The sequence below is a fragment of the Microbacterium sp. 1.5R genome (assembly GCF_007667425.1).
GTDB lineage: Bacteria > Actinomycetota > Actinomycetes > Actinomycetales > Microbacteriaceae > Microbacterium.
Window position 1 is genome coordinate 597,982 of record NZ_VDRC01000001.1, and the last position, 25,541, is coordinate 623,522.

The 25,541-nt window shown below is 69.6% G+C and carries 31 protein-coding genes; 14 read left to right on the top strand and 17 right to left on the bottom strand.

Going from position 1 to position 25,541, the window contains the following annotated elements; genetic code table 11:
• Window positions 1–17: 17 nt before the first annotated feature.
• Window positions 18–317: a GIY-YIG nuclease family protein gene (locus tag FSY98_RS02920; RefSeq protein WP_144873821.1), complete on the bottom strand. Its 300-nt coding sequence runs from the start codon at window positions 315–317 to the stop codon at window positions 18–20.
• A 172-nt stretch (window positions 318–489) separates the two neighbouring features.
• Between FSY98_RS02920 and FSY98_RS02925 the strand changes: the two genes are divergently transcribed.
• Window positions 490–1,434, top strand: a complete 945-nt coding sequence (locus FSY98_RS02925; protein ID WP_144873823.1) for an NADP-dependent oxidoreductase — start codon at window positions 490–492, stop codon at window positions 1,432–1,434.
• On the opposite strand, the gene FSY98_RS02930 is transcribed toward FSY98_RS02925, so the two are convergent.
• From FSY98_RS02930 to FSY98_RS02965, 8 genes are all read right to left on the bottom strand, one after another.
• Complete coding sequence (locus FSY98_RS02930; protein ID WP_144873825.1) at window positions 1,431–2,066, bottom strand: alkylhydroperoxidase domain protein; 636 nt, start codon at window positions 2,064–2,066, stop codon at window positions 1,431–1,433. The two genes, FSY98_RS02925 and FSY98_RS02930, sit on opposite strands and share 4 nt — an antisense overlap.
• The gene (locus tag FSY98_RS02935) at window positions 2,063–2,656 is read right to left on the bottom strand and encodes a CMD domain protein (RefSeq protein ID WP_144873827.1); all 594 of its coding nucleotides are present in this window, start codon (window positions 2,654–2,656) and stop codon (window positions 2,063–2,065) included. The genes FSY98_RS02930 and FSY98_RS02935 overlap by 4 nt, the downstream gene beginning before the upstream one ends.
• A complete protein-coding gene (locus tag FSY98_RS02940; RefSeq protein ID WP_144873829.1) occupies window positions 2,653–3,720 on the bottom strand; it encodes a putative FMN-dependent luciferase-like monooxygenase in 1,068 nt (355 codons plus the stop codon). Before FSY98_RS02940 ends, FSY98_RS02935 begins: the two co-directional genes overlap by 4 nt.
• Window positions 3,717–5,396: an ABC transporter ATP-binding protein gene (locus tag FSY98_RS02945; protein ID WP_144873831.1), complete on the bottom strand. Its 1,680-nt coding sequence runs from the start codon at window positions 5,394–5,396 to the stop codon at window positions 3,717–3,719. Before FSY98_RS02945 ends, FSY98_RS02940 begins: the two co-directional genes overlap by 4 nt.
• Window positions 5,393–6,283 carry an ABC transporter permease gene (locus FSY98_RS02950; protein ID WP_222119108.1) on the bottom strand — a complete coding sequence of 297 codons (891 nt, stop codon included), beginning with the start codon at window positions 6,281–6,283 and terminating at the stop codon, window positions 5,393–5,395. Before FSY98_RS02950 ends, FSY98_RS02945 begins: the two co-directional genes overlap by 4 nt.
• Window positions 6,280–7,227, bottom strand: a complete 948-nt coding sequence (locus tag FSY98_RS02955; RefSeq protein WP_144873833.1) for an ABC transporter permease — start codon at window positions 7,225–7,227, stop codon at window positions 6,280–6,282. Before FSY98_RS02955 ends, FSY98_RS02950 begins: the two co-directional genes overlap by 4 nt.
• Before the next feature lie 10 nt (window positions 7,228–7,237).
• On the bottom strand, window positions 7,238–8,872 hold the full coding sequence (locus FSY98_RS02960; protein WP_144873835.1) for a TIGR04028 family ABC transporter substrate-binding protein: 1,635 nt from the start codon (window positions 8,870–8,872) through the stop codon (window positions 7,238–7,240).
• Between the two features lie 109 nt (window positions 8,873–8,981).
• The gene (locus FSY98_RS02965) at window positions 8,982–10,379 is read right to left on the bottom strand and encodes an NtaA/DmoA family FMN-dependent monooxygenase (RefSeq protein WP_144873837.1); all 1,398 of its coding nucleotides are present in this window, start codon (window positions 10,377–10,379) and stop codon (window positions 8,982–8,984) included.
• A 113-nt stretch (window positions 10,380–10,492) separates the two neighbouring features.
• Here FSY98_RS02965 and FSY98_RS02970 point away from each other — a divergent pair, with 113 nt between their 5' ends.
• From FSY98_RS02970 to FSY98_RS02985, 4 genes are read left to right on the top strand one after another with little or no spacing between them, the layout of a single operon-like run.
• A complete protein-coding gene (locus FSY98_RS02970) occupies window positions 10,493–11,488 on the top strand; it encodes a Gfo/Idh/MocA family protein (RefSeq protein ID WP_144873839.1) in 996 nt (331 codons plus the stop codon).
• Window positions 11,481–12,467 (top strand): NYN domain-containing protein, encoded by a 987-nt coding sequence (locus FSY98_RS02975; protein WP_144873841.1) that lies wholly within the window; start codon window positions 11,481–11,483, stop codon window positions 12,465–12,467. Before FSY98_RS02970 ends, FSY98_RS02975 begins: the two co-directional genes overlap by 8 nt.
• Before the next feature lie 44 nt (window positions 12,468–12,511).
• On the top strand, window positions 12,512–13,138 hold the full coding sequence (locus FSY98_RS02980) for a DUF4166 domain-containing protein (protein ID WP_144873843.1): 627 nt from the start codon (window positions 12,512–12,514) through the stop codon (window positions 13,136–13,138).
• Window positions 13,138–14,121, top strand: a complete 984-nt coding sequence (locus FSY98_RS02985) for an epimerase (protein WP_144873845.1) — start codon at window positions 13,138–13,140, stop codon at window positions 14,119–14,121. The genes FSY98_RS02980 and FSY98_RS02985 overlap by 1 nt, the downstream gene beginning before the upstream one ends.
• On the opposite strand, the gene FSY98_RS02990 is transcribed toward FSY98_RS02985, so the two are convergent.
• From FSY98_RS02990 to FSY98_RS03000, 3 genes are all read right to left on the bottom strand, one after another.
• The gene (locus FSY98_RS02990) at window positions 14,118–14,513 is read right to left on the bottom strand and encodes a PLDc N-terminal domain-containing protein (protein ID WP_144873847.1); all 396 of its coding nucleotides are present in this window, start codon (window positions 14,511–14,513) and stop codon (window positions 14,118–14,120) included. The two genes, FSY98_RS02985 and FSY98_RS02990, sit on opposite strands and share 4 nt — an antisense overlap.
• A 58-nt stretch (window positions 14,514–14,571) precedes the next feature.
• Window positions 14,572–15,501, bottom strand: coding sequence for an aldo/keto reductase family oxidoreductase (locus FSY98_RS02995; protein WP_144873849.1), 930 nt, complete (start codon window positions 15,499–15,501; stop codon window positions 14,572–14,574).
• Between the two features lie 66 nt (window positions 15,502–15,567).
• A complete protein-coding gene (locus FSY98_RS03000; RefSeq protein ID WP_144873851.1) occupies window positions 15,568–15,801 on the bottom strand; it encodes a helix-turn-helix domain-containing protein in 234 nt (77 codons plus the stop codon).
• 94 nt (window positions 15,802–15,895) lie between these two features.
• Here FSY98_RS03000 and FSY98_RS03005 point away from each other — a divergent pair, with 94 nt between their 5' ends.
• The 3 genes from FSY98_RS03005 to FSY98_RS03015 are packed head-to-tail and all read left to right on the top strand — an operon-like array spanning window position 15,896 to window position 17,373.
• A complete protein-coding gene (locus FSY98_RS03005; protein WP_260857242.1) occupies window positions 15,896–16,270 on the top strand; it encodes a helix-turn-helix domain-containing protein in 375 nt (124 codons plus the stop codon).
• Between the two features lie 25 nt (window positions 16,271–16,295).
• Window positions 16,296–16,736 (top strand): ImmA/IrrE family metallo-endopeptidase, encoded by a 441-nt coding sequence (locus FSY98_RS03010; protein ID WP_144873853.1) that lies wholly within the window; start codon window positions 16,296–16,298, stop codon window positions 16,734–16,736.
• Window positions 16,737–16,770: 34 nt separating this feature from the next.
• Window positions 16,771–17,373 carry a GNAT family N-acetyltransferase gene (locus tag FSY98_RS03015; protein WP_144873855.1) on the top strand — a complete coding sequence of 201 codons (603 nt, stop codon included), beginning with the start codon at window positions 16,771–16,773 and terminating at the stop codon, window positions 17,371–17,373.
• On the opposite strand, the gene FSY98_RS03020 is transcribed toward FSY98_RS03015, so the two are convergent.
• Window positions 17,374–17,604, bottom strand: a complete 231-nt coding sequence (locus FSY98_RS03020; protein ID WP_144873857.1) for a hypothetical protein — start codon at window positions 17,602–17,604, stop codon at window positions 17,374–17,376.
• Between the two features lie 131 nt (window positions 17,605–17,735).
• Between FSY98_RS03020 and FSY98_RS03025 the strand changes: the two genes are divergently transcribed.
• Entirely contained in the window at window positions 17,736–18,347 is a 612-nt protein-coding gene (locus FSY98_RS03025) for a flavodoxin family protein (RefSeq protein WP_144873859.1), read from the top strand.
• A 2-nt stretch (window positions 18,348–18,349) separates the two neighbouring features.
• Here FSY98_RS03025 and FSY98_RS03030 read toward each other — a convergent pair whose 3' ends face one another.
• Window positions 18,350–18,676 carry a hypothetical protein gene (locus FSY98_RS03030; RefSeq protein WP_144873861.1) on the bottom strand — a complete coding sequence of 109 codons (327 nt, stop codon included), beginning with the start codon at window positions 18,674–18,676 and terminating at the stop codon, window positions 18,350–18,352.
• A 144-nt stretch (window positions 18,677–18,820) separates the two neighbouring features.
• On the opposite strand from FSY98_RS03030, the gene FSY98_RS03035 reads away from it, so the two are divergent.
• Together FSY98_RS03035 and pgi are read left to right on the top strand one after the other, a co-directional pair.
• Window positions 18,821–19,162 carry an ATP-dependent DNA ligase gene (locus FSY98_RS03035; protein WP_144873863.1) on the top strand — a complete coding sequence of 114 codons (342 nt, stop codon included), beginning with the start codon at window positions 18,821–18,823 and terminating at the stop codon, window positions 19,160–19,162.
• An 18-nt stretch (window positions 19,163–19,180) separates the two neighbouring features.
• Window positions 19,181–20,860 (top strand): glucose-6-phosphate isomerase, encoded by a 1,680-nt coding sequence (pgi, locus tag FSY98_RS03040; protein WP_144873865.1) that lies wholly within the window; start codon window positions 19,181–19,183, stop codon window positions 20,858–20,860.
• Between the two features lie 37 nt (window positions 20,861–20,897).
• On the opposite strand, the gene FSY98_RS03045 is transcribed toward pgi, so the two are convergent.
• The gene (locus FSY98_RS03045) at window positions 20,898–21,272 is read right to left on the bottom strand and encodes a DUF2256 and DUF3253 domain-containing protein (protein ID WP_144873867.1); all 375 of its coding nucleotides are present in this window, start codon (window positions 21,270–21,272) and stop codon (window positions 20,898–20,900) included.
• A gap of 55 nt (window positions 21,273–21,327) precedes the next feature.
• Here FSY98_RS03045 and FSY98_RS03050 point away from each other — a divergent pair, with 55 nt between their 5' ends.
• Complete coding sequence (locus tag FSY98_RS03050) at window positions 21,328–22,578, top strand: NAD(P)/FAD-dependent oxidoreductase (RefSeq protein WP_144873869.1); 1,251 nt, start codon at window positions 21,328–21,330, stop codon at window positions 22,576–22,578.
• 80 nt (window positions 22,579–22,658) lie between these two features.
• Here the strand turns inward: FSY98_RS03050 and FSY98_RS03055 are convergent, their stop codons facing one another.
• Window positions 22,659–22,928 (bottom strand): hypothetical protein, encoded by a 270-nt coding sequence (locus FSY98_RS03055; protein WP_144873871.1) that lies wholly within the window; start codon window positions 22,926–22,928, stop codon window positions 22,659–22,661.
• A gap of 173 nt (window positions 22,929–23,101) precedes the next feature.
• Between FSY98_RS03055 and FSY98_RS03060 the strand changes: the two genes are divergently transcribed.
• Window positions 23,102–24,007, top strand: a complete 906-nt coding sequence (locus FSY98_RS03060; RefSeq protein WP_144873873.1) for a hypothetical protein — start codon at window positions 23,102–23,104, stop codon at window positions 24,005–24,007.
• A 104-nt stretch (window positions 24,008–24,111) separates the two neighbouring features.
• On the top strand, window positions 24,112–24,387 hold the full coding sequence (locus FSY98_RS03065; protein WP_144873875.1) for a hypothetical protein: 276 nt from the start codon (window positions 24,112–24,114) through the stop codon (window positions 24,385–24,387).
• Window positions 24,388–24,562: 175 nt separating this feature from the next.
• Here the strand turns inward: FSY98_RS03065 and nrdF are convergent, their stop codons facing one another.
• Window positions 24,563–25,540: a class 1b ribonucleoside-diphosphate reductase subunit beta gene (gene nrdF / locus FSY98_RS03070; RefSeq protein WP_144873877.1), complete on the bottom strand. Its 978-nt coding sequence runs from the start codon at window positions 25,538–25,540 to the stop codon at window positions 24,563–24,565.
• Between the last annotated feature and the right edge of the window lies 1 nt (window position 25,541).

Sequence of the window (25,541 nt, forward strand, 5' to 3'; positions counted from 1 at the left end):
GAGCGAGACGAAACGCGTCATCCCTCGCCCGAACGCTGCCTCCGCGCTCGCGCGCTCCAGCCGCGGACGGCATCCAGACCGCCCTCGACGAATGCGAGCCGCTTGGCGTGGCTCCAGCCCTGGATGCGTTTCTCCCACAGGAACGCGTCATCGATGCGGGCGAAGTCCTCACTCCACACGAGTTCGACAGGGAGTCGCCGTCGCGTATAAGCGCTGCCCCTGCCGTCGGCGTGCTCGGCCAGGCGACGAGTCAGGGCGACCGTGCTCCCGACGTAGAGCGTGCCGTCTGCGCATCTCAACATGTACACCGTCCCCATGCGCTCGAACCATACGCGGGGATGCCGACGTCGGCGTTGCCCGGAGCTCACCGCGTTTCGTCTCGTCGCCGCGCTCCTCGCTCAACGACCCGCGGGATCCTTCACCCGCACGGATTCCCAACCCGTGGAGACGACACGCGGGGAGCCACGGCATCCGCGTTAGCCTGGCTTCATGGCTCGCGCGATCGTGTACACAGAGTTCGGATCCCCTGACGTCCTGCACCAGATCGAGGTGCCCGACCCGCTCCCCCTGGCGGGAGAGGTGCTCGTGCGCATCGAGGCCGCCGGGGTGAACCCCATCGACGCCAAGCTGCGCAGTGCGAAGCGCCCGTCACCCCCGATCACCGAGCCGCGCGGCGTCGGCTTCGACGGGGCCGGTGTCGTCGAGAGCATCGGCGACGGAGTGCAGGGTCTCGTGGTGGGCGACCGCGTCGCGATCCGCGACACCAGGGGCACGTACTCGAGCCTCCTCGCCGCCCCCGCTGAGCACCTCGCGCTGCTGCCCGACGGCGTCACTGCCGCTGAGGGCGCAGGCATCGGCATCCCCGCCGGAACGGCCTACCAGGCGCTGCGCTCGCTCGGCGTCACCGAAGGCGACGTGCTGCTCGTGCACGGCGGTTCCGGATCGGTCGGCCAGGCGGTCGTGCAGTTCGCCGTCGCCTGGGGAGCCACGGTGATCGCGACGGCCAGCCCCGCGCGCCACGACCTGCTGCGCGAGCTCGGGGCGACACCCGTCGCCTACGGCGACGGACTGCTCGACCGCGTGCGCGAGGCCGCACCGCAGGGAGTCACCGTCGCTCTCGACTGCGCCGGCACCGACGAGGCGATCCAGACATCACTCGAGCTGATCGCCGACCGCGACCGCATCGCGACGATCGTGCGTGGCCCCGACGCGGCGGACTTCGGCATCCGCGCCTTCTCCGGCGGATCGCCCGTGCCGCTCACCGAGCAGGAGCTCTCGTGGCGCGCCGAGGCTCTCGAGGCGACGATCGCCCTTCTGGACTCGGGCGACTTCACGATCGAGATCGCCCGCGAGATGCCCCTCGCCGAGGCGGCACAGGCCCACGAGCTCGTGGAATCCGGTGCCACCTCGGGGAAGATCGTCCTGATCCCCTAGGGCTGAGCGGGCGGCGCGACAGCGCGGCCGATCGACAGCATGAGCCGGTTGGCCCAGTTGAAGAACGCCGCGCCGTGGATGACGTCGGCGATCTCGAGGTCGTCGAGCCCCTCCGCTCGCAGCCGCGCGATCTCGTCGGCGCCGAACGAGCTCGGAGTGTCGGTGAGGGCGACGGATGCCGCGACGACGGCGCTCCAGCGCGACCCGAGGTCGGCGTCCACGCCCTCGTCGAGCAGCCGGTCGACGTCGTCGGGTCGTCCACCGTGGTGGGCGGCGAACCGGGAGTGCACCGACGCGCAGAACACGCAGCCGTTGCGGCGGGATGCCGCGGTCGCCGCGAGTTCGCGCTCGGCGCGGGCCAGCCCCTCGCGGGTGTTGTAGAAGATGTCCTTGTCGACGAGCGTGCGGGCCTTCAGCACCTCGGGGTCGCGGGCGAGGAGCCGGAAGTAGTCGTTCTTCGCACGGCTCGCGTCGACGAGACCGTCGTAGTGCCGGTCGGTGAGCTCGTCCTCGTCGAGCGGCGGCAGGTGAGGCGTCCAGCCGACCTCGGCGCGCGTGAAGTGCTCGGGGTGCGGCGCGGGGTCGTGCAGCACCGTGACGGTCGTGATGGCGCTGGCGGCGGCGGAGCTCATGCTGCCACTCCCGCCCGCGACAGGGCGCGCAGGCCGGTCACGACCCGCTGCTGGAACGCGAGGAACGACACCAGCTGCGACAGGGTGACGATGCCGTCGGCCGTCCACCCGACGTCCAGGAGGCGCTGGATGTCGTCACCGGACGCCTCGCGCGGCCGCAGCACGAGCAGGTGGGTGTGCGCGAGGGCTGCCGCCAGCCGCTCCCCCAGCGTGTCGACCGCATCCGTCGCCGGCGCGTACCGGGCGCCGTCGGTGTTCTCGCTCTGCAGCCCGACCTCGGCGTATGAGCCGAAGGGTCCCGAGCCGGCGGCGGAGGCCGCCTCGGCGAGCACGACCGCGGCTCGCTCAGGGTCGACGGCGATCGCACGTGCGGCGTAGAAGGTGCCTGCCGGATCGGTGTCCACGGCCAGCCGCGTCGCGAATGCGGCGACGAGCTCGCGCTCGGCCTGCGACACGTGCTCGACCGAGACCGGCTCGAACAGGGCGTCGAAGCTGGCCTGCAGCTGCTCCCTCGTGACGGGTCGACGGCGCCGCAGTGCATCGAGCTCGGGCGTCACCCCCACGATCCGATCGATGATGTCGTTCGTCATGCGTTCTCCCTGAGTGAATCGGTGAGTGAGTCGGTGAGTGAGTCGGTGAGTGTGTCGGTGAGTGAGGATCCCGTGGCGTAGCCGAGGACCGGAGCGACCTCCTGGGCGAACAGCTCGATCGAGCGGAGGACGTATTCGTGCGGGGCGTCGACGGAGTGCACCTGGAACGCGATCTCGGTGGCGCGCGACAGCGTGGCGTCGGCCGCGAGCGACTCCGCCACCTTCTCAGGGGCGCCGAGGTGCGTGTCGAGCGCGATGATCAGGTCGTCGAGGTCGTCGCCCTGGATCGTCTGCCCCTGGCGACGGAAACCCTCTGCGGCGCGGCGCAGCCCGACCTGCGCGAATCGCAGCGCGTCGGCTCGGTCGTCGGCGACGAACACGGTGCGCGAGGCGGTGATCCGCGGCGGGACGCCTGTCGGCAACGCGTCGAGGTAGGCATCGATGATCGGATCCTGCAGCGCCGAGAGCGGTGCCTGCAGAGCATCCGTCGCTCTCGGCTGCGTGCGCGACAGCAGCAGACCGTGGCCGTGGCTGCCGGCGCGGCGCCCCCCGGCCGCGGAGAAGGTCGCCTGCCAGATCCGGTCGCCGAGGTCGCCGGCATCCGGGTACAGGGTGTTGTCCGCGCCGATGTCGCGCCCGCCGAGCGCCGAGAGCAGCACCCGCAGCTTGCGATCGTAGGTCTCGGCCTTGTCGCGCACGTCCTCGCCGAACGGGACGAAAGACGTCGGCGTACCGCCGCTGCCGAGCCCCAGGTCGAGGCGCCCGCCCGCGAGCAGGTCGGTCACCACCGCGTCTTCGGCGACCCGCACCGGGTCTTCCAGAGTGAGCGTGATCACGCCGGTGCCGAGGCGGATGCGCGAGGTGCGGGCGGCGACGTGCGCGAGGAACACCAGCGGCGAGGGGAGGCCGCCCTCGGCGGCACGGAAGTGGTGCTGCGCGACCCATGCTCGACCGATGCCGTGCTGTTCGGCATGGCTGATCTGCTCGGCGGCGAGCGCGTACCTCTCCCCCGCGGAGGCGTCGTCGAGAAGCCGCGTGAAGAACGCGAGGGTGGGGGCCGTCATGCGGGCTGCTCCGTTCGTCCTGGTACTGCGGCGAGCAGTTCCCTGGTGTAGTCGTGCTGCGGGTCGTGGAACAGCTCCTCGGTGGGCCCCTCCTCGACGATGCGGCCTCGGCGCATGACCGAGACCGTGTGGCTGATGCGGCGCACCACCGCGAGGTCGTGCGAGATGAAGAGGTAGGTGAGACCGAGTTCCGCCTGCAGCGAGGCGAGCAGTTCGAGGATGCGGGCCTGCACCGTGACGTCCAGCGCCGACACGGCCTCGTCGAGCACCACGATGTCGGGGTCGATCGCGAGGGCACGGGCGATCGCGACGCGTTGTCGCTGTCCTCCGGAGAGCTCACGCGGAGTGCGCCTGGCGACGTCGCCCGGCAGCGACACCCGGTCGATGAGCGCGAGCGCGCGATCACGGCGCTCCGAGCGCGAGCCCACCCCGAAGTTCTGCAGCGGCTCGGCCACGATGTCGACGATCTGCTGACGCGGGTCGAGCGACGCGAAGGGGTTCTGGTAGACGAGCTGGATGCGTCGTCGCAGCGTACGCAGGCGCGAGCCGGAGAGACCGGTGACGTCATCGCCGTCGATCTCGATCGTGCCGGCATCCGGCTGATGGAACCGCGTGACGAGGCGGGCGGTCGTCGTCTTCCCCGAGCCGGACTCGCCGACGAGGGCGTGGGTCGTGCCTCGGCGTACGCAGAACGACACGTCGTCGACGGCGCGGAACCTCTCCCGCCCGGCGACCCGGAACTCCTTCACGAGCCCGGAAGCCGTGATGGCGAAGGGGTTCTCAGCTGCCACGGCCGCGGCGTCGCGGAGGAAGGGCGGTGCATCGGGACGGCGGAAACCGGTGGTGAACGCCGGAGCGTCGGCCAGGAGCTGTCTGGTGTAGCCGTCGGTCGGTGCGGCGAGCACCTGCCCGCTCGACCCCTGTTCGACGACGCGGCCGTCCTTGAGCACCACCAGCCGCTGCGCACGGTCCGCCGCCACACCCAGATCATGGGTGACGAGCAGGATGCTGGTGCCCTCCTCCCGGCGCAACTCGTCGAGCAGGTCGAGCACGCGCCGCTGCACGGTGGCGTCGAGGGCGCTGGTGGGCTCGTCGGCGATCAGCAGACGGGGGCGCAGGGCGATGGCCGTGGCGATGAGCACGCGCTGCCGCATGCCGCCGGAGAGCTCGTGGGGATACTGCCGCGCCCGAAGGTCGGGGTCGTCGATGCCGACCCGATCGAGCAGCTCGATCACCCGCGCTCGACGCCGCAGCGCATCTCGGTGCCCGTGCAGCTTCAGGATCTCGGCGACCTGCGCGCCGATCGGTCGTACCGGATCAAGCGAGGTAACGGGGTCCTGCGGCACGAGGCCGATCTCGGGGCCGCGGATGCTGCGCAGCGCGCGATCCGTCCACCCGGAGATGTCGAGGTCGCCCAGCCGCACGGCGCCCGTCTCGACGCGTCCACCGGCCGGCAGCAGGCCGAGCACGGCGTGCGCGGTGGTGGACTTGCCTGAGCCGGACTCCCCCACGAGCGCGAGGGTCTCGCCCTCGGCGATCTCGAACGAGACCCCGTGCACCACCTCGCGCCGACCGGCGCGGCTCTCGTAGGAGACGCGCAGGTCTTCGACGGCGAGGACGGACGACCGGGCGGACGCGGGAGACGGGGATGCCGGAGACGACGATGCGACGGTCATGTCCTGTTCCTTCCGATGCGGTGCGAGATGCGGTTGGCGCTGAGCACCACCGCGACGACGACGAGACCGGGCAGGGCGGTCAGCCACCAGGCGGTGCCGATGTAGTTGCGGCCCTCCGCGATCAGCAGGCCCCATTCGGGCGTGGGCGGCGGAGCGCCGTAACCGAGGAACCCGAGAGTCGAGATCGCGAGGATCGCGGTGCCGAACTGCAGCGCCGCGAGGGCGACGATCGGCGTGAGCGAGTTCGGCAGCACGTGGCGGCGCAGCACCGTGAAGAAGGTGCCGCCGCTTCCGTACGCCGCCTCGACGTACTCCGAGCGCCGCACCCTGGCGACCTCGGCGCGCATGAGCCTCGCGAACGCGGCGACGCTGCCGAGACCGACGGCGATGGCGGCGTTCACGGTGCCGAACCCGAGCAGGATGATGACCGACAGCGACAGCAGCAGACCGGGGATGGCGAGCAGCACGTCGACGACCCGCATGAGGATGTCGTCGACGACCCCGCCCACGGCGCCCGCGATCGCGCCGAGCAGGGTGCCGAGCGCCAGTCCGACGGTGACGGCGATGAGGGCGCCAGAGAGCGAGTGGACCGCGCCATGCACGACCCGTCCGAACAGGTCGCGCCCCAGCGTGTCGGTGCCGAACCAATGAGCGACGCTCGGCGGCAGGAGCTTGTCGGCCGGGGTGCCGGTGAGCGGATCCCCGGGCGCGAACACCCCGGGGATCACGGCCCAGAGCACGGCCAGCGTCACGACGCCGATCGCGAAATACAGGCCCCACGGCAGGCGGCGGAGGCGTCCCGCTCGAGGCGCGGGAGCGGCCGAGCGGCGGGGCGGCTCCGGCGGGGTCCCGACGTCTGATGCCGCGGCGATGGCGGTGACGGTCATGCGGAGGCTCCTGCCTTCGAGAGGGCGCGCTGCCGGGGGTCGATGATCGGCGTCACGAGGTCGACCGCGAAGCTGATGAGCACGAACCCGAGCGCCGACAGCAGCACGACGCCCTGCAGCACCGGGATGTCCTGATTCGACACCGCCTGCTCCGTGAGCCGGCCGATGCCCGTGCGGCCGAACACGGTCTCGGTCACGACCGCACCGCCCACGAGTTCGCCGAACAGGACGCCGGCGATGGTCAGGGTGGGAAGTGCCGCGTTGCGGGCCACCGAACGGGTCAGGACCCACGACGGCGGAGCGCCCTTGGCCCGCACGACGGTGATGAACGGCTGCGCCTGCACCTGGTCGATCGCCCGCACGAGCACCTGGGCCAGCGGCGCCGAGATCGGCACCGCGAGGGTGAGCACGGGAAGGATCAGTCCGCTCACCGGATCGGCTCCGACGATCGGCACCCAGCCGAGCCCGAACGAGAACACCTGGATGAGCAGGATGCCGAGCCAGAACACCGGCACGGCGACGAACAGACCCGGAACCTGCCGGAGCGCGGTGCGCAGCCAGCCGAAAGGCGCCAGTGACGACAGCCCCGCGACGAGCACCGCGATCGCCAGGGCCCCCACGAGCCCGAGCGACGCCAGCAGCAGCGTGGCGGGCAGCGCGTCGGCGAGCATCGTCAGCACCGGCGTGCCGAACTGCGTCGAGTACCCGAAGTCCCCGCCGAGGAACCCGAGCCCCGCGTGCAGGTACTGCTCCCACCACGGCAGGTTCGCACCGTAGGTGGCGCGGATGTCGTCGAGCTGGTCCGGCGAGAGTCCCAGGCTCGGATCCGAGAACTTGATGAGGATCGCGTCACCGGGCAGCAGCTGCAGCAGGAAGAAGGTGGCCGTGAAGGCCGCGATCAGCACGATCGCGGCCTGCCCGGCTCGTCGGAGGACGAAGGTCATCGCATTCCGATCAGTGCTCGGCGAGCCAGACGCCCGAGAAGGTGGGGCGACCGACCGACTCGAAGTCGACTCCGTGCACGTACGTCGCTGCGCCGTACACCTGCGGCTCCTCGAAGAGCGGGATGACGTACGCCTGCTCGGCGATGTAGTCCTGCACGGCCTGCGACGCGGCGACGCGCTTGTCGGCATCCGGCTCCGAGGCCACTGCCTGCAGCAGAGCGTCGAGCTGGCTGTCGTCCGAGATCAGGGCGTCGCGGTTCTTCGTGAAGTACTGGCTCTTGATCACGTCGAGATCGGCGCGTCCGACCATGGAATGGTAGAACCCCGTCTTGAGCGGGTCACGGGTGTCGGCGGCATACGAGCCCGCATCCGCCGGCTTCACCGTGAGCTCTGCGCCGACCTTGGCCAGCTGCTGCGCGACGAGTTCGAGCGTCTGCTTCGACAGCGGCTGCGGCCCTGCCTCGTACACCGTGATCGACAGGCGCTGCCCGTCCTTCTCGCGGATGCCGTCGGAGCGCGGCTCCCACCCGGCCTCGTCGAGCAGCTTCTCGGCCTTCTCCGGGTCGTACTCGTAGTGCTCCGACTCGTCCTTGTACCCGAGGGCCTGCGACGAGAGCACCGAGGTGGCGACGGGGTAGTTCTCGGTGAAGAGGGTGTCGACGACCTCCTGCGCATCGACGGCCGCCACGAGCGCCTGGCGCACCTTGAGGTCGGCGAGCATCGGGTTCTGCGGTCGCAGCGAGATCGAGTTGTTCACGCCCCTGGTCTGCGGGGCGTAGAGGGTGAATCCGGAACTCTCGACGCGGTCCTCGTCGAACGCCTGCACGTAGCGGACGTAGTCGGCCTGGCCGGCGAGCAGCGAGCCGATCCGCACCGAGTCCTCGGGGGTGACGATCAGGTGCACGGCGTCGACGTACGGCCGCCCCTGGTTCTCCGCGCTCTCCGGCGCCCACGCGTAGTCGTCCCGCGCATCGAGGGTCAGCTCTGTGCCGAGCTTCTCGTCGCTGATGGTGAAGGGGCCTGCGCCGATGATCTCCTCGGCGTTGCCTGCTCCGAAGTCCTCGATCGTGCCGTCGAGGGTCTCGGGCGACAGCAGACCCGAGTTGATCGTCGACGTCGCCTGCAGGAATCCGGGCGACGGCGCCGTGAACCGGAACGTCACCGTGTCGTCGTCGACGACCTCGCTCGAGGCGTAGTTGTTGATCGCCTCCGACACGGTCAGCCCGCGCTCCGCGTCGCCGAGGCCGTAGGTGTCGAAGTTCTTCGCCACGGCTGCCGCGTCGACCGGCGTGCCATCCGAGAACGTGACGTCGGGGCGCAGCGTGAAGGTGTACTCCGTCGCATCGTCGTTCACCGTCCACTCCGAGGCGATCCACGGCTCGATCTCGAGCGTCTCGGGGTTCTGCCAGGTGAGGCGGGCGGCGATGTTGTTGACGAGGCCGCCGTTCGGATAGAAGCCGGCCTGCGGCGGGTAGAGGTTCGTGTAGGTCTGGTGCTCGAGATAGGTGAGCGTGCCGCCGGTGACGGGGTCGCCCGCCTCGGCGCTCGCACCGCTCGGCGCCGGCGACGATGCGCACGACGCGAGCCCTGCGGCGAGGACGAGCGGGAGCGCGACGGCGGCGAGCCGGGTGAGACGGCGATTCATGGGGTCCTCCAGGAGGGATGCTGTGATTCGGGTGAGTGCGAGGTGAAGATCACGCTAGGGAGCGGACCGCGGCCGGTGCGACACGGGTGACACGCGCGGACGCGGCCTGTCATGAGGCGTCATGTGTCGTCACGGGGCGCAATCCGGTGAGCCGGTCGCGCAGGGTCGGGGACTCCAACCCGTCACCGCGACCGAGCAGACCGCGACGCCGGAGTTCGGGGGCCGCGCTGCGCGCGAACGCCTCGAACTGCGCCGGCTGGAACGCCGACAGCACGTTGAAGCCGTCCGCCGCACCGCGGTCGCGCCAGGTCTCGAAATGGTCGGCGATAGTCGATGCGTCGCCCACGACGAAGGCTGCGGGCACGGCGTGCGCTGCCACGAGGTGACGCCAGGTCACGGCGAGGTCTGCGGCGCCGACGCGCAGCCCCGCGGTCCGCGCCAGGCGCTCGATGAGCGCGTCGCCCGCGGCACCGAGCCGACCGGCCTCGTCCGCCGTGACGGCGGTGTCGAACGCCGCCGCCCGCAGCGGATCGTCGGCGGCGACCCCGAGCGCGTCGGCCAGGGCGTCGACCGAACGGTTCACGGGGAAGGCGACGCGGCCGGCGTGGTCGTGATCGGCGAGGGGCACGAGCGTCAGCAGCGTCTGCACGATGCGCTGTGCGTCGGCGTCCGTGTCCGCGACGACAGGAAGCACGGGAGCGATGACCTTCAGCGTCTGCGGGTCGCGGCCCGACCTCCGTGCGATGTCGCGGAGTGCCCGACGCGTGGCGACCGCGTCGTCGATGTGGGGTGCCGCGATCAGCGCGAGGTCCGCCTCGGTCGCGGCGAGCGCTCGCGAGCGCGGGGAGGTGCCGGCGTGCACGATCGGGATGCGGCCCTGCGGCGGCCTGGCGATGTTCAGCGGACCGGTCACCCGCACCTGCCGACCCCGCAGGTCGGTGGCGCGGAGCCCGTCTGGGTCGATGAGCACGCCGCGCTCGGCATCCGCTATCCAGGCGTCCTCGCTCCACGAATCCCACAGTCCGCGCAGCGCGGCGACGAACTCCTCGGCGCGGTCGTAGCGCGACTCGTTGTCGGCGTGCGCATCGCGACCGTGGTTGCCCGCTGCTCGCGGCTCCGCCCCGGTGACGAGGTTGATGCCCGCACGTCCGCCCGTGAGCACGTCGAGCGATGCGAGCGAGCGCGCGGTCGCGTAGGGATCGGCGTAGGTCGTGTTCACCGTCGCGATGAGCCCGATGCGCGAGGTGACCCCCGCGAGGAACAGCACGGCGCTGACCGGGTCGATGCGGGCGAGCAGGTACGGGTCGCGGAACTCGAGGTCGGGCCCGGTCGCGAGCCAGTCGCCGAAGAAGAGGTAGTCGAGTCCGGCCGCCTCGCCCTCCTCCGCCACCCGACGGAGGATCTCGGCGTCCGTCTGCGGCGTGCGGTGGGCTCCGGCGTACCGCCAGCCGGACGGATACGCGCCGAGCGTGCGCACCATGGCGCCGATGATGAGGCTGTCGGTCATGCCCCGAAAGTAGGGGCGCACTCCGACGGCGGCCAACGACGGAGAAGCGCGACGACACGGGGCGCAACACGACGACACATCTTCCGTCCTGCCGCACCCTCTACGCTGAGAACATGACTGGACTTCGTTGGGGAATCCTCGCGACCGGCGGCATCGCCGGCGCCTTCGCATCCGATCTGCGCACCGCGGGGCTCGATCTCGTCGCGGTGGGATCGCGCTCGCAGGAATCGGCGGACGCGTTCGCCGGGCGGTTCGACATCGCGCACGCGCACCCGTCGTACGAAGCGCTCGTCGCCGACCCCGACATCGACATCGTCTACGTCTCCACACCGCACCCGATGCACCACGAGAACGCGAAGCTGGCCCTCGAGGCAGGCAAGCACGTGCTGGTCGAGAAGGCGTTCACCCTGGACCGGCAGGAGGCCGAGGACCTGCAGCGCATCGCGGCCCAGCGCGGTCTGCTCGTCATGGAGGCGATGTGGACCCGGTACCTCCCGCACATGGTGCGAATCCGCGAGATCATCGCGGCCGGCACGCTGGGCGAGGTCCGCGTCGTCACCGCCGACCACACGCAGAAGCTCCCGACCGACCCCGCCCACCGCCTGAACGCCCTGGAGCTCGGCGGCGGCGCTCTGCTCGATCTGGGCATCTACCCGATCTCGTTCATCTGGGACGTGCTGGGTGCGCCGACGACGATCACCGCCGCGGGCCGCCTCATCGAGACCGGCGCCGACGCCGAGGTCGCCACGATCATGACCCACGAGGGCGGCGCGATCTCGACGAGCGTGTCGTCGTCGCGGGCCGCGGGTCCGAACACGGCCAGCATCGTCGGCACCGAGGCCCGGATCGACATCGATCACGTCTGGTACACCCCGACCACGTTCCGCGTCGTGCTCCCCGACGGCACCGTCGCCGAGGAGTACGCCTCCGACGTCGCCGGTCGCGGGATGCAGTACCAGGCCCTGGCCGCTGAGCGCCTGGTGCGCGACGGCATCCTCGAGGGCGACATCCTGCCCGTCGCCGAGAGCGTCGCGATCATGGGTGCGCTCGACGAGATCCGCGCGCAGATCGGGGTGCGCTACCCGAAGGAGGCGACGAGCAATGGCTGAGCCCACGGACGCCCGGGTGGCGGTGTATCTCGACTTCGACAACATCGTCATCTCCTGGTACGACCGGGTCCACGGTCGGAACGCCTACGGCAAGGATCGCCAGCGGATCACCGAGCACCCGAACGACCCCGAGGTCGCCGAGCGGCTCAGCCGCGCGATGATCGAGGTCGGTGCGATCATCGACTACGCGGCATCCTTCGGCACGCTCGTGCTCACGCGGGCATACGCCGACTGGTCCTCGCCCGTCAACGCCGAGTACCGTTCGCAGCTCGTGGCCCGCGCCGTCGACCTGGTGCAGCTGTTCCCCGCGGCGGCCTACGCGAAGAACGGCGCAGACATCCGGCTCGCCGTGGATGCCGTCGAGGACATGTTCCGCCTCCCCGACCTCACCCACGTGGTCATCGTGGCCGGCGACAGCGACTACGTCCCGCTCGCGCAGCGGTGCAAGCGTCTCGGGCGTTACGTGATCGGCGTGGGCGTCGCCGGATCGACGGCGAAGTCCCTCGCCGCGGCGTGCGACGAGTTCGAGGCCTACGACTCCCTGTCCGGCGTCGTGCGTCCGTCGAAGACCCCCGCTGCCACCGTCGTCGTCCCCCGGGCCGAGGCGCCCGCTCCGATTGCCGAGGCGTCAGCGGTCACCGCGGAGGAGACTCCGGCGAAGACCAAGACCGCCCCCAAGCGCTCGCGGTCCAAGGCGGCTGCAAAGGTGGAGGAGCCGACGGTCGAAGACAAGGTCGACGATCAGGAGGTGGCGACCCAGCTCCTGGGGCGCGCCCTTCGTCTCGGCCACGACAAGGCCGACGCCGACGAGTGGCTGCACAGCTCGGCGGTGAAGACCCACATGCGGCGCATGGACCCCTCGTTCAGCGAGAAGGCACTCGGCTACCGATCGTTCTCGGACTTCCTCAAGTCGCGCGACGACATCGCCGAGCTGGAGGAGACGGGGCACGAGCGGCTCGTACGTCTGCGCGAGCCCTGAGCGCCGAACTCCGCTGGTCCGCGCGGCGTCGCTAGGCTGAGGGCGTGACCACGCCGGACGCCTCGCACTCCCCGTACGAACGGGCTCTGGGCGCCCGCATCTCGGAGCTCCACCCGAAGACCGCCTGGTACTTCCGCACGATCCCGCCGGGGCATGTGGGCGTCGGCAGAGGCGTCTTCACGACCGCAGGGTCGCGAGTGGGGTGGCTGCGGCCGATGTTCCGCATCGCGGAGGCCCTCGGCGTCGCCTTCGCCGGCTGGGAGTGCGACGTCCCCTTCCGGATCGAGAATCGCACCGTGGAGGGTCGAGCCCTCGCCACGCGGTGGTTCGAGCTGCCCGGGCGCACCTGGATCATGCCCGACGTCGTCGAGCTCACTCCCGGCGGCGTCCTCCGCAACGAGATCGGCCCGCACCGCACCGTCGTCACCACCTTCGACATCGACGTGCGCGACGAATCGGTCGTGCTGACGATCCGACGCGTCGGACTGCGCCTCGGCCCCCTGCGCCTCTCGGTCCCCCGCTTCCTGAGCCCGCGCATCGGACTGGTGGAGCGGTGGGACGACGAGCGCGAACGCCACCACGTGTCGATGACCATCGACGCCCCGCTGCTCGGGCGGGTCTACGAGTACATCGGCTTCTTCGAGTACGCCATCGAGAGCGAGACCCCGTGATGACTGTCCCCTCCGCCACCGGCCGCGTCGTGATCGGCGGATCCACCGGGTTCATGGGTCGTCATCTCGCACCGCGCTTCCGAGATGCAGGCCGCGAGGTCGTGACGATCTCCCGATCCGGCGCCGACCTGCGCTGGGACGACCAGCCGGGGATCGATGCCGCCGTCGACGGTGCGAGCCTGGTCGTCGGGCTGGCCGGCAAGAGCGTGAACTGCCGGTACACGCCCGAGAACCGCGCCGCGATCTTCCGCTCGCGCCTCGACACGACCGCGGCGCTCTCCGGAGCGATAGCGCGCGCCGCGGAGCCGCCCCCGCTGTGGGTGAACTCGTCGACCGCCACGATATACCGCCACGCGGAGGATCGTCCGATGACCGAGTCCACCGGCGAGATCGGCTCCGGGTTCTCGGTCGAGGTGGCGAAGGCCTGGGAGCGCGCACTCTTCGCCGACGACCTGCCCGACACCCGCCGCGTGGCACTGCGCAGCGCCATCGTGCTGGGCCACGGCGGAGTGCTCGGCCCGCTGAAGAACCTCGCGAGACTCGGTCTCGGCGGCGCGCAGCACGACGGCCGTTGGCCGATCGGTCGCGCGCGGCGCGCGGCGGGGACGGGTCACGAGTTCGGCGCGCGCCGGGGCCGGCAGCGCTTCAGCTGGGTGCACGTCGACGACGTCGCCCGCATCATCGACTTCGTCGAGCAGAATCCGTCCCTCGAGGGTCCCGTGAACGCCGCGGCCCCGCACCCCGTCGACAACGCGACGTTCATGGACACCGTGCGCCGAGTCCTCGGCGTTCCTTTCGGCCCGCCGATGCCGCGGTGGATGCTGGAGCTCGGCGCCATCGGCATCCGCACCGAGACCGAGCTCATCCTCAAGAGCCGGTGGGTGCTGCCCGAGAAGCTCGAGGCAGCCGGCTTCGTGTTCGCGTACCCGACCCTCGAGCCCGCGCTCAGAGAGTCGTTCGATCGCGCGAGATCCGCCGCCTAGCGGGCGGCTGCGTCGGAGCCGGTCGCCGTCCCGTCCTCGTCCCGACGGCGTTTCTCGAGCTCGGCCCGCAACCGCCACTCCTCGATCTCGCGGTCGAGGTCGGCGATCTGCTCCTCGGTCGACCGACTATCGACCGGACGCAACGGCACCGGGTCGGCGCGGGTGGGCGCAGGCGGCGTCGCAGCCCGCATCCTCGGTATCCGGAGCCCGGCTTCCGAGTACTCGCGGCCGATCGCGAACCACAGCAGACTGCCGATGAGCGGCAGCAGGATCACGATGATGATCCACGCCATCTTCGGCAGGAAGCGCACCTGCGAGTCCTCGCGCCGGATGATGTCGACCAACGCGCCGACCATCAGCGCGATGATGAGGAGCGAGAACAGGAACGGCATGTGTTCAGGGTAGACGACCCCGAGGCTCCGCGCGCGGTCTACGGCACGCTCGCGAGGTCTACGGAACGAGGTGCCCGGCGGCTCGGAACAGCTCGTACCATTCGGCGCGGGTGAGCTCGACGTCGGCGCCGGCTGCGGCATCCCGCACCCGCTGAGGCGTCGTGGTGCCGAGTACGACCTGCATCTTCGCCGGGTGGCGGGTGATCCACGCCGTGGCGATCGCGATCGGCTCCACGCCGTAGGCGGCGGCGAGGCGGTCGATCACGGCGTTGAGCTCGGCGTACTCGGGGTTCCCGAGGAAGACGCCGGTGAAGAACCCGCCCTGGAAGGGGGACCATGCCTGGATCGTGATGCCGTTGATCCGGCAGTACTCGACGATGCCGCCGCCGTCGCGGACGATGCTCTGGTCTTCGCCGACCATGTTCGCGGCGACGGGCTGAGCGATGATCGGGGCGTGCGTGATCGAGAGCTGCAGCTGATTGGCCACCAGGGGCTGCGAGACGGCCGTGCGCAGCAGATCGATCTGGCGGGGCGTGTGGTTCGAGACGCCGAAGGCGCGCACCTTGCCCGACGCCTCGAGCTCGTCGAACGCCCGCGCCACCTCGTCCGGCTCCACGAGCGCGTCGGGGCGGTGCAGCAGGAGCACGTCGATGTGGTCGGTGCGCAGCGCGGCGAGCGACCCCTCCACCTGCCGGAGTATGTGGTCGTACGAGAAGTCGAACATGCCCTCCGACGGCACGATGCCGCATTTGGTCTGCAGGACGATCTCGTCGCGCTCGGACGCGCTCAGCTGCAGCGCAGAGGCGAAGCGGTCCTCACAGAAGTGCATGCTGCCGCCGTAGATGTCGGCGTGGTCGAAGAAATCGACACCCGACCCGCGAGCAGCGTCGTAGAGCTCTCTGATCTGCTCGTCGCTCTTGTCGTTGATGCGCATCATCCCGGCGACGACGGCGGGGGCGGAGGACGATCCGAAGGGCACTGTCTTCATGCGTCCACGCTAACGCGGCAGGCGCGCACCGTCACGGTCACCGCGCCGGGTTCGTCGCGCCGGGCCTCACGCCGGGTCGTCGGCGGGGAGTGCGGGTACGAGCGAAGCGGGTGAGACGCCCAGCGCGTGGGCGACCGCAGCCAGCTCGGTGACCGTGAGGTCGCGACGACAGTCGAGAGACATCTGCAGCAGTTCCGGATCGATACCGGCTCGCGCGGCCAGCGACGGCACGGTGATCCCCCGTCTCCCCAGCTCCGCGATCACCGCCGTCGCCACCAGATGTCGCACTTCTGTCGTCACTTGTCGACACTAGCGCCGCGTATGGGTCGTCGACAACGGAATCAGCATTGATATGACGGCATCCTGGCCTCAGGCCGGTGCTATCGTGACTCGCGTGAAGACACCGGCCGAGTCGTTCAATGCCGCCGTCGGCCGCCAGCTCCGCGCCGAGATCGCCGCCAACGGCAGCAGCATCGCAGCGATGGCACGGCGGATCGGGTTCGCGCGCAGCGCCCTCGACAACTACGTGACGGGCAAGCGGGCCATCCCGGTGCCCGTGGTCTACGCGGTCGGCGCCGCCCTCGGCGTCGCGCCCCACGTTATCCTCCGCCGCGCCGAGGAGCGCCTCCGCGCTGAGGGCGAGCACCTCGCCTCGATCATCCCCCTGCCGACCCGCGCGGGTGTCGGCGGCACCCGCCATGATGAAGCCGAGGTGGCGTTCGACTCGCCCCTCACGCACGATTCCGACACCGACGACCTCTACGACTGACCGTCCTGACGACGAGAGGAGCTCCATGGATCAGCTCCTGCGACTCGTCGAGATCCATGGCCTCCGCCTCGTCGAGAGAAGCGGCGGATCCCGAGGCGGGTACGAGCCGCGCACGGCCACGATCCGCGTCTCCCCTGGCATGAGCGAGCGAACGAGGTGCAGTGTGATCGCTCATGAGCTGGGGCACGCGATGCTCGGGCACGAGCACACGCTCGATCCCGTTCAGCGCGGGCGACAGGAGCGCCGGGCCGACGAATGGGCGGCACGGCTGCTCATCACGCCCTCGGCATATGCCGAGGCGGAGGCCGCGCGCGACGGCCATCCCGCGAGCATCGCCTTCGACCTCGGCGTCACCGTCGACCTCGTGCTCGCCTACCAACGGCTGCTGCGCCGCGTCGGCGACGCCACGTATGTCGCTCCGCGGCTCGGACGGGGGCAGTGGTCGGAGCGCGTCACGGCCGGGTGACGTCGGCGCCACCCGACGCTGCTTGAATGGCGGGATGACCTTCACCATCGCGCCCGCGCCCGTCACGCTCACCGGCCGTCTGGTCGAGTTGCGTCCGCTCGACCCCTCCCACCACGACGGACTCCTCGATGCGCTGACGGAGGGCGAGATCTGGAAGCGCGCCTGGTACACGTCAATCCCCTCGCCCGACGGACTCTCGACCGAGATCGAGCGACGTCTCGGCCTGCTCGCCAGCGGGGAGATGATCCCGTTCACGGCGTTCGACGCCGCGGGCAGGGCGCTCGGGATGACCTCGTTCTACGACATCGCCGCAGACGTGCCTCGACTGCACATCGGATACACGTGGAATCGACCGTCGGCGCACGGCACCGGCACGAACGCCGAGTCCAAACTGCTGCTGCTCCGCCACGCCTTCGACGAGCTCGGCGTGTTCCGCGTCGGCCTCACCACCCAGTGGGTCAACTTCCAATCACGAGCGGCGATCGAACGGCTTGGAGCGAAGCAGGACGGGGTGATGCGCGCGATCAGCCGCTACCGCAACGGCGCGCTGCGCGACAGCGTCGAGTATTCGATCATCGAACCGGAATGGCCGGCCGTGCGGGCGAACCTGGAAGCGAGACTCGCCGCCAGAGCCTGATCACTCGGTGGCGTTGCCCGACCAGTTGTCGTCGCGACGCGTGGCGGATCCCCGCTGACGCATCATGAACGCCAGCGAGAGGCAGATGATGAGGATGCCGGCGGCGAAGACGGGACCCTGGAAGTCGGGGAGCACCTGCGCGAGCCCCAGGAGCCAGATCCCTCCGAGGAAGAGGATCAGGAAGAAGATGAAGCTGAGGATCACGGGGTCTCCTGTCGTTGCGGCCGTCATCCAGGATACCGTCGACCGCGCACACCGCCGGTCGCATCCGGTCGCATCCGGTCGCAGACCCTTCGTAGCGCACCGTCGCACTCTCCGAAAGCCCCTATGACGCGCGCAGATCCGGTGGTTTCGTGCAGGACATGAGCGCACACCCCACGGCCATCGCCATCTCTTGCACACTCAAGCCCTCTCCGTCGGTGTCGAGCTCCGACCTCCTCGCGTCGCAGATCCTCGCCGCTCTGTCCGAACACGGGGTCGACGGTCAACTCGTGCGGGCCGTCGACTACACGCTGAGCCCCGGCGTCGAGGCCGATATGGGCGGCGACGACGAGTGGCCGGAACTCCGACGCAAAGTGCTCGACGCCGACATCCTCGTCTTCGTGACGCCGACGTGGATGGGCCAGCACTCCAGCGTCGCCCAGCGCGTGCTCGAGCGGCTGGATGCCGAACTCAGCGAGACCGACGACGAGGGGCGTCCGATCCTGTTCGACAAGGTCGCGATCGCCGGCATCGTCGGCAACGAAGACGGCGCGCACCACATCGCCGCGATCCTCTTCCAGGGTCTGAACGACGTCGGCTACTCGATCGCTGCGCAGGGTTCGGTGTACTGGAACGGTGAGGCCATGCAGTCGGTCGACTACGCCGATCTGTCCGAGACCCCGGAGAAGGTCGCCTCGGCCACCGCGACGGCGGCCCGCAACGCCGCCCACCTCGCCACCGTGCTCCGGGCGCAGAATTTCCCGTCCGAGTAGCGTCAGGCGGGCGTGGCCTCGGCGGCGTCGATACGACCCCAGTCGTCGACCACGAGCTCGCCCGTCGAGTTGAGGGAACGCATGATCTCCTCGACGCGACGCTTCTCGATGTGCTGCGGCTCGGACGACGTGAAGAGGAACTGCAGAGGGATCGCCGGATGGATCCACACTGTGACGCGACCGGGGTCGCCGCCCTCGGCCGGACGCCACGTCATCATGAAGCTCTCCTGCCGGCGCAGCTTCGTCCCGACGATGACCTTCAGGACCGCGAGCGTCTCGTCGTCGATGCGGATCGGCTCGGAGGTGCCGTCGTAGCGCAGTCTTCCCATGAGTGAACCGTACCCCGGAGGGGGACTCGCGACCACATCGGGCCGCGCCCATCGTCCTCCTCCCCCGCGCTCCTGTACACCCCCTGTGCCGAGGGAGCAGTGGCTGCGACGCTGAAAGCCGACACACCGAGGAGGTGTTCACCCGTGGGACGATTCACCTACGACGGCGGACCGAAGGTCGACATCGAGGACCGCGCACTCACCCACCTGCAGCTCGTGATCACGGCGAAGCTCCGCCGTGGCGAGGCCTTCCCGTTCAGTTGGCGGGAGGACGTGAGCCTGGGCGGCGGGCGAATCACGGTGTGGGTGCACCCGGCGAGCTCTCTCGTGTTCAAGTTCTTCGGCAGTCGCAGTCCCGAGCTGAACCGGCACTGGATGCAGGACCTCGCCGTGACGGCCGCGCAGCCCGCCGGCCTGTATCTCACGCCGGAGCCGCTTCGCGGGGATCCGACATGGGGCAACGAGGAGGACCCGCTGCTCGTGTGACCGCAGTAGCGTTGAGCCATGAGCGCTCCCGTCGATCCGACAGTCACGTCCGCCTGGTCCGAGCTCCGCGCGTTGCGCGACTCCTTCTCCCCCGATCTGCGGGGCTGGTTCGCTGACGACCCCGCCCGCGCCGAGCGGCTCTCCTTCCCGCTCGCCGACCTGCACGTGGACCTCTCGAAGAACCTCGTGACCGACGACGTGCTCGCGGCCCTGCTGGACCTTGCAGAGCAGACGGGTGTCGCCGACCGTTTCGCCGCGATGCTCTCGGGCGCGCACCTCAACACGTCCGAGGACCGTGCGGTGCTGCACACCGCGCTCCGGCGCCCGGCGGGGGCCGAGCCGGCACTCGTCGTCGATGGCCAGGACGTCGACGCGGACGTGCGGTCGGTGCTGGAGTCGCTCTCCGCCTTCGCCACCCGCGTGCGCGACGGCGACTGGCTCGGCGTCACGGGCAAGAAGGTCACCCATGTGGTCAACATCGGCATCGGCGGGTCCGACCTCGGCCCCGTCATGGTCTACGAGGCTTTGAAGCCCTACGCCGACGCAGGCATCGAGGCGCGGTTCGTGTCGAACATCGACCCGACCGACCTCGCACAGAAGACCGCCGACCTCGACCCCGAGACGACGCTGTTCATCGTCGCATCGAAGACGTTCACGACGCTCGAGACCCTCACCAACGCCCGTCTGGCGCGCCAGTGGCTGTGGGCCGGACTCGCGGCATCCGACGCCATCTCCGACTCCGACGACGCGCGGACGGATGCCGTGGCACACCACTTCGTGGCTGTGTCCACGGCTCTCGACAAGGTCGCCGACTTCGGCATCGACCCGGTGAACGCCTTCGGATTCTGGGACTGGGTGGGCGGCCGCTACTCCGTCGACTCCGCGATCGGCCTCTCGCTCGCCGTCGTCCTGGGGCCGGACGTGTTCCGCGACCTGCTCGCAGGGTTCCACGCGGTCGACGAGCACGTGCGCACCACTCCGCTCGCGCGCAACGTGCCGGTGCTGATGGGCCTGCTCAACGTCTGGTACAACAACTTCCACGGCGCCCAATCGCACGCGGTGCTGCCCTACGCGCAGCAGCTGAACCGCTTCCCCGCTTATCTGCAGCAGCTCACGATGGAGTCGAACGGCAAGTCGGTGCGGTGGGACGGCTCTCCCGTCACCACCGACACCGGTGAGGTGTTCTGGGGTGAGCCGGGAACCAACGGCCAGCACGCCTTCTACCAGCTGATCCACCAGGGCACGCGGCTCATCCCCGCCGACTTCATCGCCTTCGTGAACCCGGCGTACCCGCTCAGCGACGGCGAGCAGGACGTGCACGAGCTGTTCCTCGCGAACTTCCTCGCGCAGACCAAGGCCCTCGCGTTCGGCAAGACGGCCGACGAGGTCGAAGCGGAGGGCACCACCGGTGCCCTCGTGGCCGCACGGACCTTCGCGGGCAACCGACCGACGACGTCGATCTTCGCGCCCGCACTCACCCCGCAGGTGCTCGGCCAGCTCATCGCCCTGTACGAGCACATCACCTTCACGCAGGGCACGATCTGGGGCATCAACTCCTTCGACCAGTGGGGGGTCGAACTGGGCAAGCAGCTCGCGATGCAGATCGCCCCCGCGATTGGCGGAGACGAGGATGCTGTCGACGCCCAGGACCCGTCGACGAAGGCTCTTCTGGAGTACTACCGGGCGCACCGGGGCTGAGCGAGCCGGCCTCAACGGTACCCGGGCGAGCCGGCCCTCACGGGCGCCGACGAACGTGGAACGGCCCCCTCGCCGACGACGGATCCACGACCCGGCCGTTCTGGATGATGTCGACGGCGCCCGCGGCGACGAGCCGTCGAGCGGCGCGGCGCGCCGGTTCCCGCAGGTCCCGCCAGCCGTCGCCGCCGATGGCTCGAGCCACGTCCGCCGGATCGAGGGCCTCCCGCGGGGAACGCTGCGCGAGCGCGCTCAGGATGCCGCGTTCGAGCTCGCGGTCCTGCGGGGTGATCTTGCGGGACCGGCACGCCGCCGAGCAGTACTTGACCTCGTCCCACACGTCCGCCCACGCCGCACGCCATCGCATCTCGCGGCCGCACGAGGCGCAGACCTTGGTCTGATCCTGTACGCGCATGATGATCAGGGTACGCGCACGGTCCGGCCTCGGCATCCCGTCGTACGCTGGTGACATGCATGACGTCGTGGTGATCGGGGCCGGACTCGCGGGACTGCGCAGTGCGGACATGCTCGCGTCACGAGGGCTCGATGTGGTGGTGCTCGAGGCGGGCGATACGGTCGGCGGACGGCAGCGCACCGACGTCGTCGACGGGTTCCGCCTCGACCGCGGATTCCAGGTGCTGAATCCGGCGTATCCCGCACTCCGCCGCAGCGTCGATCTCGGCGCGCTGAACATGGGTCGCTTTCCGGTGGGCGTGCAGGTGCGCACCGATCGGGGGCTCGCCGAGCTGCGGCATCCCCTTCGGCATCCGCTGTCGATCCCGGCCACGCTGCGGAGCGGCCTGGTGAACCGCGCGGATCTCGTCGGACTCGCCCGCTGGGCGGGACCCGCTCTCGCGCTCCCACTCGCGCGATTGGCGGAGGACGACGTCTCGCTGCGCGAGGGATGGGATGCCGCTGGCCTCCTCGGCCCGCTGCGCGGCGCGGTACTCGAACCGTTCCTCGCCGGCGTGTTGGCGGAGGATCGCGGCGCGACGTCGAACGCCTTCGCGCAGCTGCTCGCCGGGTACTTCGCGTTCGGCCACCCCGGCCTCCCCGCCGAGGGGATCGCGGCGGTCCCCCGGCAGCTGGCCGATCGCGCAAGGGCGTCCGATGCCCGCATCCGCCTGGCGGCCAGCGCCGAGCGGATATCGCCGAGCGGAGAGGGGGTCGAGGTGGCGGTCGCGGACGGCGACACCGTGCATGCGAAGCGCGTGATCGTCGCGGTCGGGCCGGAGGCCGTCGCAGACCTCACCGGACTCCCCCGGCCCGCGACGAACGGCCTGCAGACCTGGTGGTTCGCCGCTGCGGAGCCCCCGACCCGCTCCGCGTCGCTCGCGGTCGACGGTCGCCGCCGCGGCCCCGTGGTGAACACGGTCGTGATGACGCACACGGTGCCGTCCTACGGCCCTGCCGGGCGCCATCTCGTCGCTGCGACCTGCCTGCTGCCCCGCGACCGCGGCGCCGCCGAGGAGAAGGAGGTGCGCCGCCACCTGCGCGAGATCTGGGGCGTGGACACGGGGTCGTGGGAACTTCTGCGACGCGATGACATCGTGGACGCGCTGCCTGCGCAGCCTGCTCCCCTAAACCCGGCACGCGCGCCGCGTGGTGCGCAGCGTGTCTACCTCGCGGGCGACCACCGCGACACGGCGTCGATCCAGGGTGCTCTCGCGTCCGGCGAGCGCGCCGCGGCGGCGGTGCTGGCGGATGCCGGCGCGCTCTGAGAACCTCGACGACTCTCGGAACCAGAACGAGCGTCCGGCGTCGCGGACTGCGGCTCCGCGACCATGCCGGCGTCCCGCCATCACTCGCGCAGGTCGATCATCCGATCGATGAGGGTGGTGACGTCGTCACTCACCCAGTTCGTGATCGTCGGCTCACTGGTGATCTCGGACGCGTAGAACACAGCTCGTCCTTCCGACCGTGCCGTGAAGGATCCGACCCCCACATCCTCGATGGAGACATGCCACCGGTCGTCTTCGACCTTTGTGACGAGCGCCTCCAGACCTCTCATCGGGATCGCGAATTCCGGCGACTCCGCGAGTAAACGCTGAATGTCGAAATACTCAGTCATGGCGCACAAAATATCGAGGCGGGCGCTCGGGTGAACGCGGGTTCAGTTCTGGTGCCCGCGCGTGGTACGGTATGCGATCCACGCTCCGGAGATGCCGGAGCGGAGACGCCGGCCATACCTCCAGGCTTTCCTCGCAGTCTGGCTCCCGCGCGGGGGCGACATAGGGTGGCAGGATGCGTCAACCTCTCCTCCGCTTGTCCGTGCGGTCCCGGATGAGCATGGTGGGCGCCATCGCCGTAGTTCTCTTCTTCATCCTCTACCTGTTCTCAAACCACACGGTTGCCGGGCAATCGCTGGAGAACGGATGGGCGTGGACGTACGATCCTTTCGTCACCGTCGGCTACTGGCTTCGACAGCACGACTTGCCTCCCCTTTCCTATGACCGAGCCACGATCGTCGTCGGCACACTCCTCGCCGTCATCGTCGCCGCCGCCAGGCGGCACTGGCGTACAGCCGTCTGGGTTGCCGTAGCCACACCTGGGGCAGTGTTGGCATCCGAGGGTTTCAAGGCGGTCTTCGACCGCCCTGTGCTGGTCGAATCGCGGGACACCGCAGTCAGCTATCCGAGCGGGCACGCCGTCGCCGTACTCGCGGTAGCCGCTGCGCTGCTCATCGTGGTTCCGAAGCTCTGGACACGGTGGGTCGCTCCTGTCGTCGGGGTGTGGATGGCGCTCGCCACCTCGGCGATCACGGTGATCGGCAATCACCGCCCCAGCGAGATACTCGGCGCGACGCTGCTCACCGTCGCAGTCTTCACGCTCTCAGGCGTCGTTGCTCGCCTCGGCCGCCCGGGTCAGCCTTTGTCAACTGGGATGCACGGCCCGATGGCGGAGGAGCGGTCCCCCTCGCAGGTCTTCGACAGACCGTGGATGGCCCCTGCCTCGGTCGCCCTGGTCTTGGTAGCCGGTGTCGTCGCAGCATGGGGCGCTCCGCCCTGGGTTACAGCCATCGACGGCGTAGTGGGAGCAGTCGCATCTCTGCTCATCCTCCGCATCGTGTTCGCCATGCGATCATGGGCCACCCCTCTTCAGCACCGCGGGCCCACCGCGAATGCGCGCTCTGGCCCCTACCTCACCTGAGAGCCGGCGGAAGGCACCACGGTCGCGAACGACATCGCTAGCGCCGAATGACCACTTTGGCAACGCCCCTGGTCGACCTCGGTTGGCACCGTACCGTCAACCGGATGGACGAGCGCACCGAGGAACAGACCGAAGTGGCCGTCGACGGCACTAGCTACATACTCGCAACGACAGAGAGTGTGCAGGACCTGCAGGATCGGATCAGCGCGGCTGCTGCCACTACGGGCACGTTCGTCGACATCCAACTCAGCGGCGGGCACAGGACGAGTGTCCTGATCGGGCGCCGGAGTCGCGTGATCGTCGTGACGGAGACGGTCGACGCTGAACCCCGCATCCCTGCGCTGATCCTCAACTCAGCCGGAAGCTGGGACCTGCTGTAGCCCTAGGCGTCGACCTCGACGGGATCCAGACCCGGCTGCCCATCGGGATGCCTCCAGGACTCATGATGTGGGCAAAACGTGGGCAAGCCCCCGCCCGCATCCCCAGAAGTGAGGAGCAGACGAGGGCTTGAGGCACTCCGCAGCGCGATTCATTCGACGCTGCGGTCAGGCATTGTCAGAAGTCCCAGTCGTCGTCTTCCGTGGCCTCTGCCTTGCCGATGACGTACGACGAGCCCGACCCCGAGAAGAAGTCGTGATTCTCGTCGGCGTTCGGAGAGAGCGCCGACAGGATCGCCGGGTTCACGTTCGTCACGGTCGAGGGGAACATGGCCTCGTAGCCGAGGTTCATGAGCGCCTTGTTGGCGTTGTAGTGCAGGAACTTCTTGACGTCCTCGGTCAGGCCGACGCCGTCGTAGAGGTCCTGCGTGTACTGCACCTCGTTGTCGTAGAGCTCGAACAGCAGGTTGAAGGTGTAGTCCTTCAGCTCCTGACGGCGCTCCTCGGTCTCGGTCTCGAGACCCTTCTGGAACTTATAGCCGATGTAGTACCCGTGCACGGCCTCGTCGCGGATTATGAGGCGGATCAGGTCGGCCGTGTTGGTGAGCTTCGCCTTCGACGACCAGTAGATCGGCAGGTAGAAGCCCGAGTAGAACAGGAACGATTCGAGCAGGGTCGACGCGATCTTGCGCTTCAGGGGGTCGTCGCCCTGGTAGTAGTCCATGATGATCTGCGCCTTCTTCTGAAGGTTCGGATTCTCCGTGGACCAGCGGAACGCCTCGTCGATCTCCTTGGTCGACGCGAGCGTCGAGAAGATCGAGGAGTAGCTCTTCGCGTGCACCGACTCCATGAACGCGATGTTCGTGTAGACGGCCTCCTCGTGCGGGGTGATCGCATCGGGGATCAGCGACACGGCGCCGACGGTGCCCTGGATCGTGTCGAGCAGCGTCAGCCCGGTGAACACGCGCATCGTGAGCAGCTGCTCGTCGGGGGTGAGCGTGTTCCACGACTGGATGTCGTTCGACAGCGGCACCTTCTCGGGCAGCCAGAAGTTGTTCACCAGACGGTTCCAGACCTCGAGGTCCTTGTCGTCGATGATGCGGTTCCAGTTGATCGCCTGCACGCTGTCGACCAGCTTGATCGTGTGGGGAGTCATG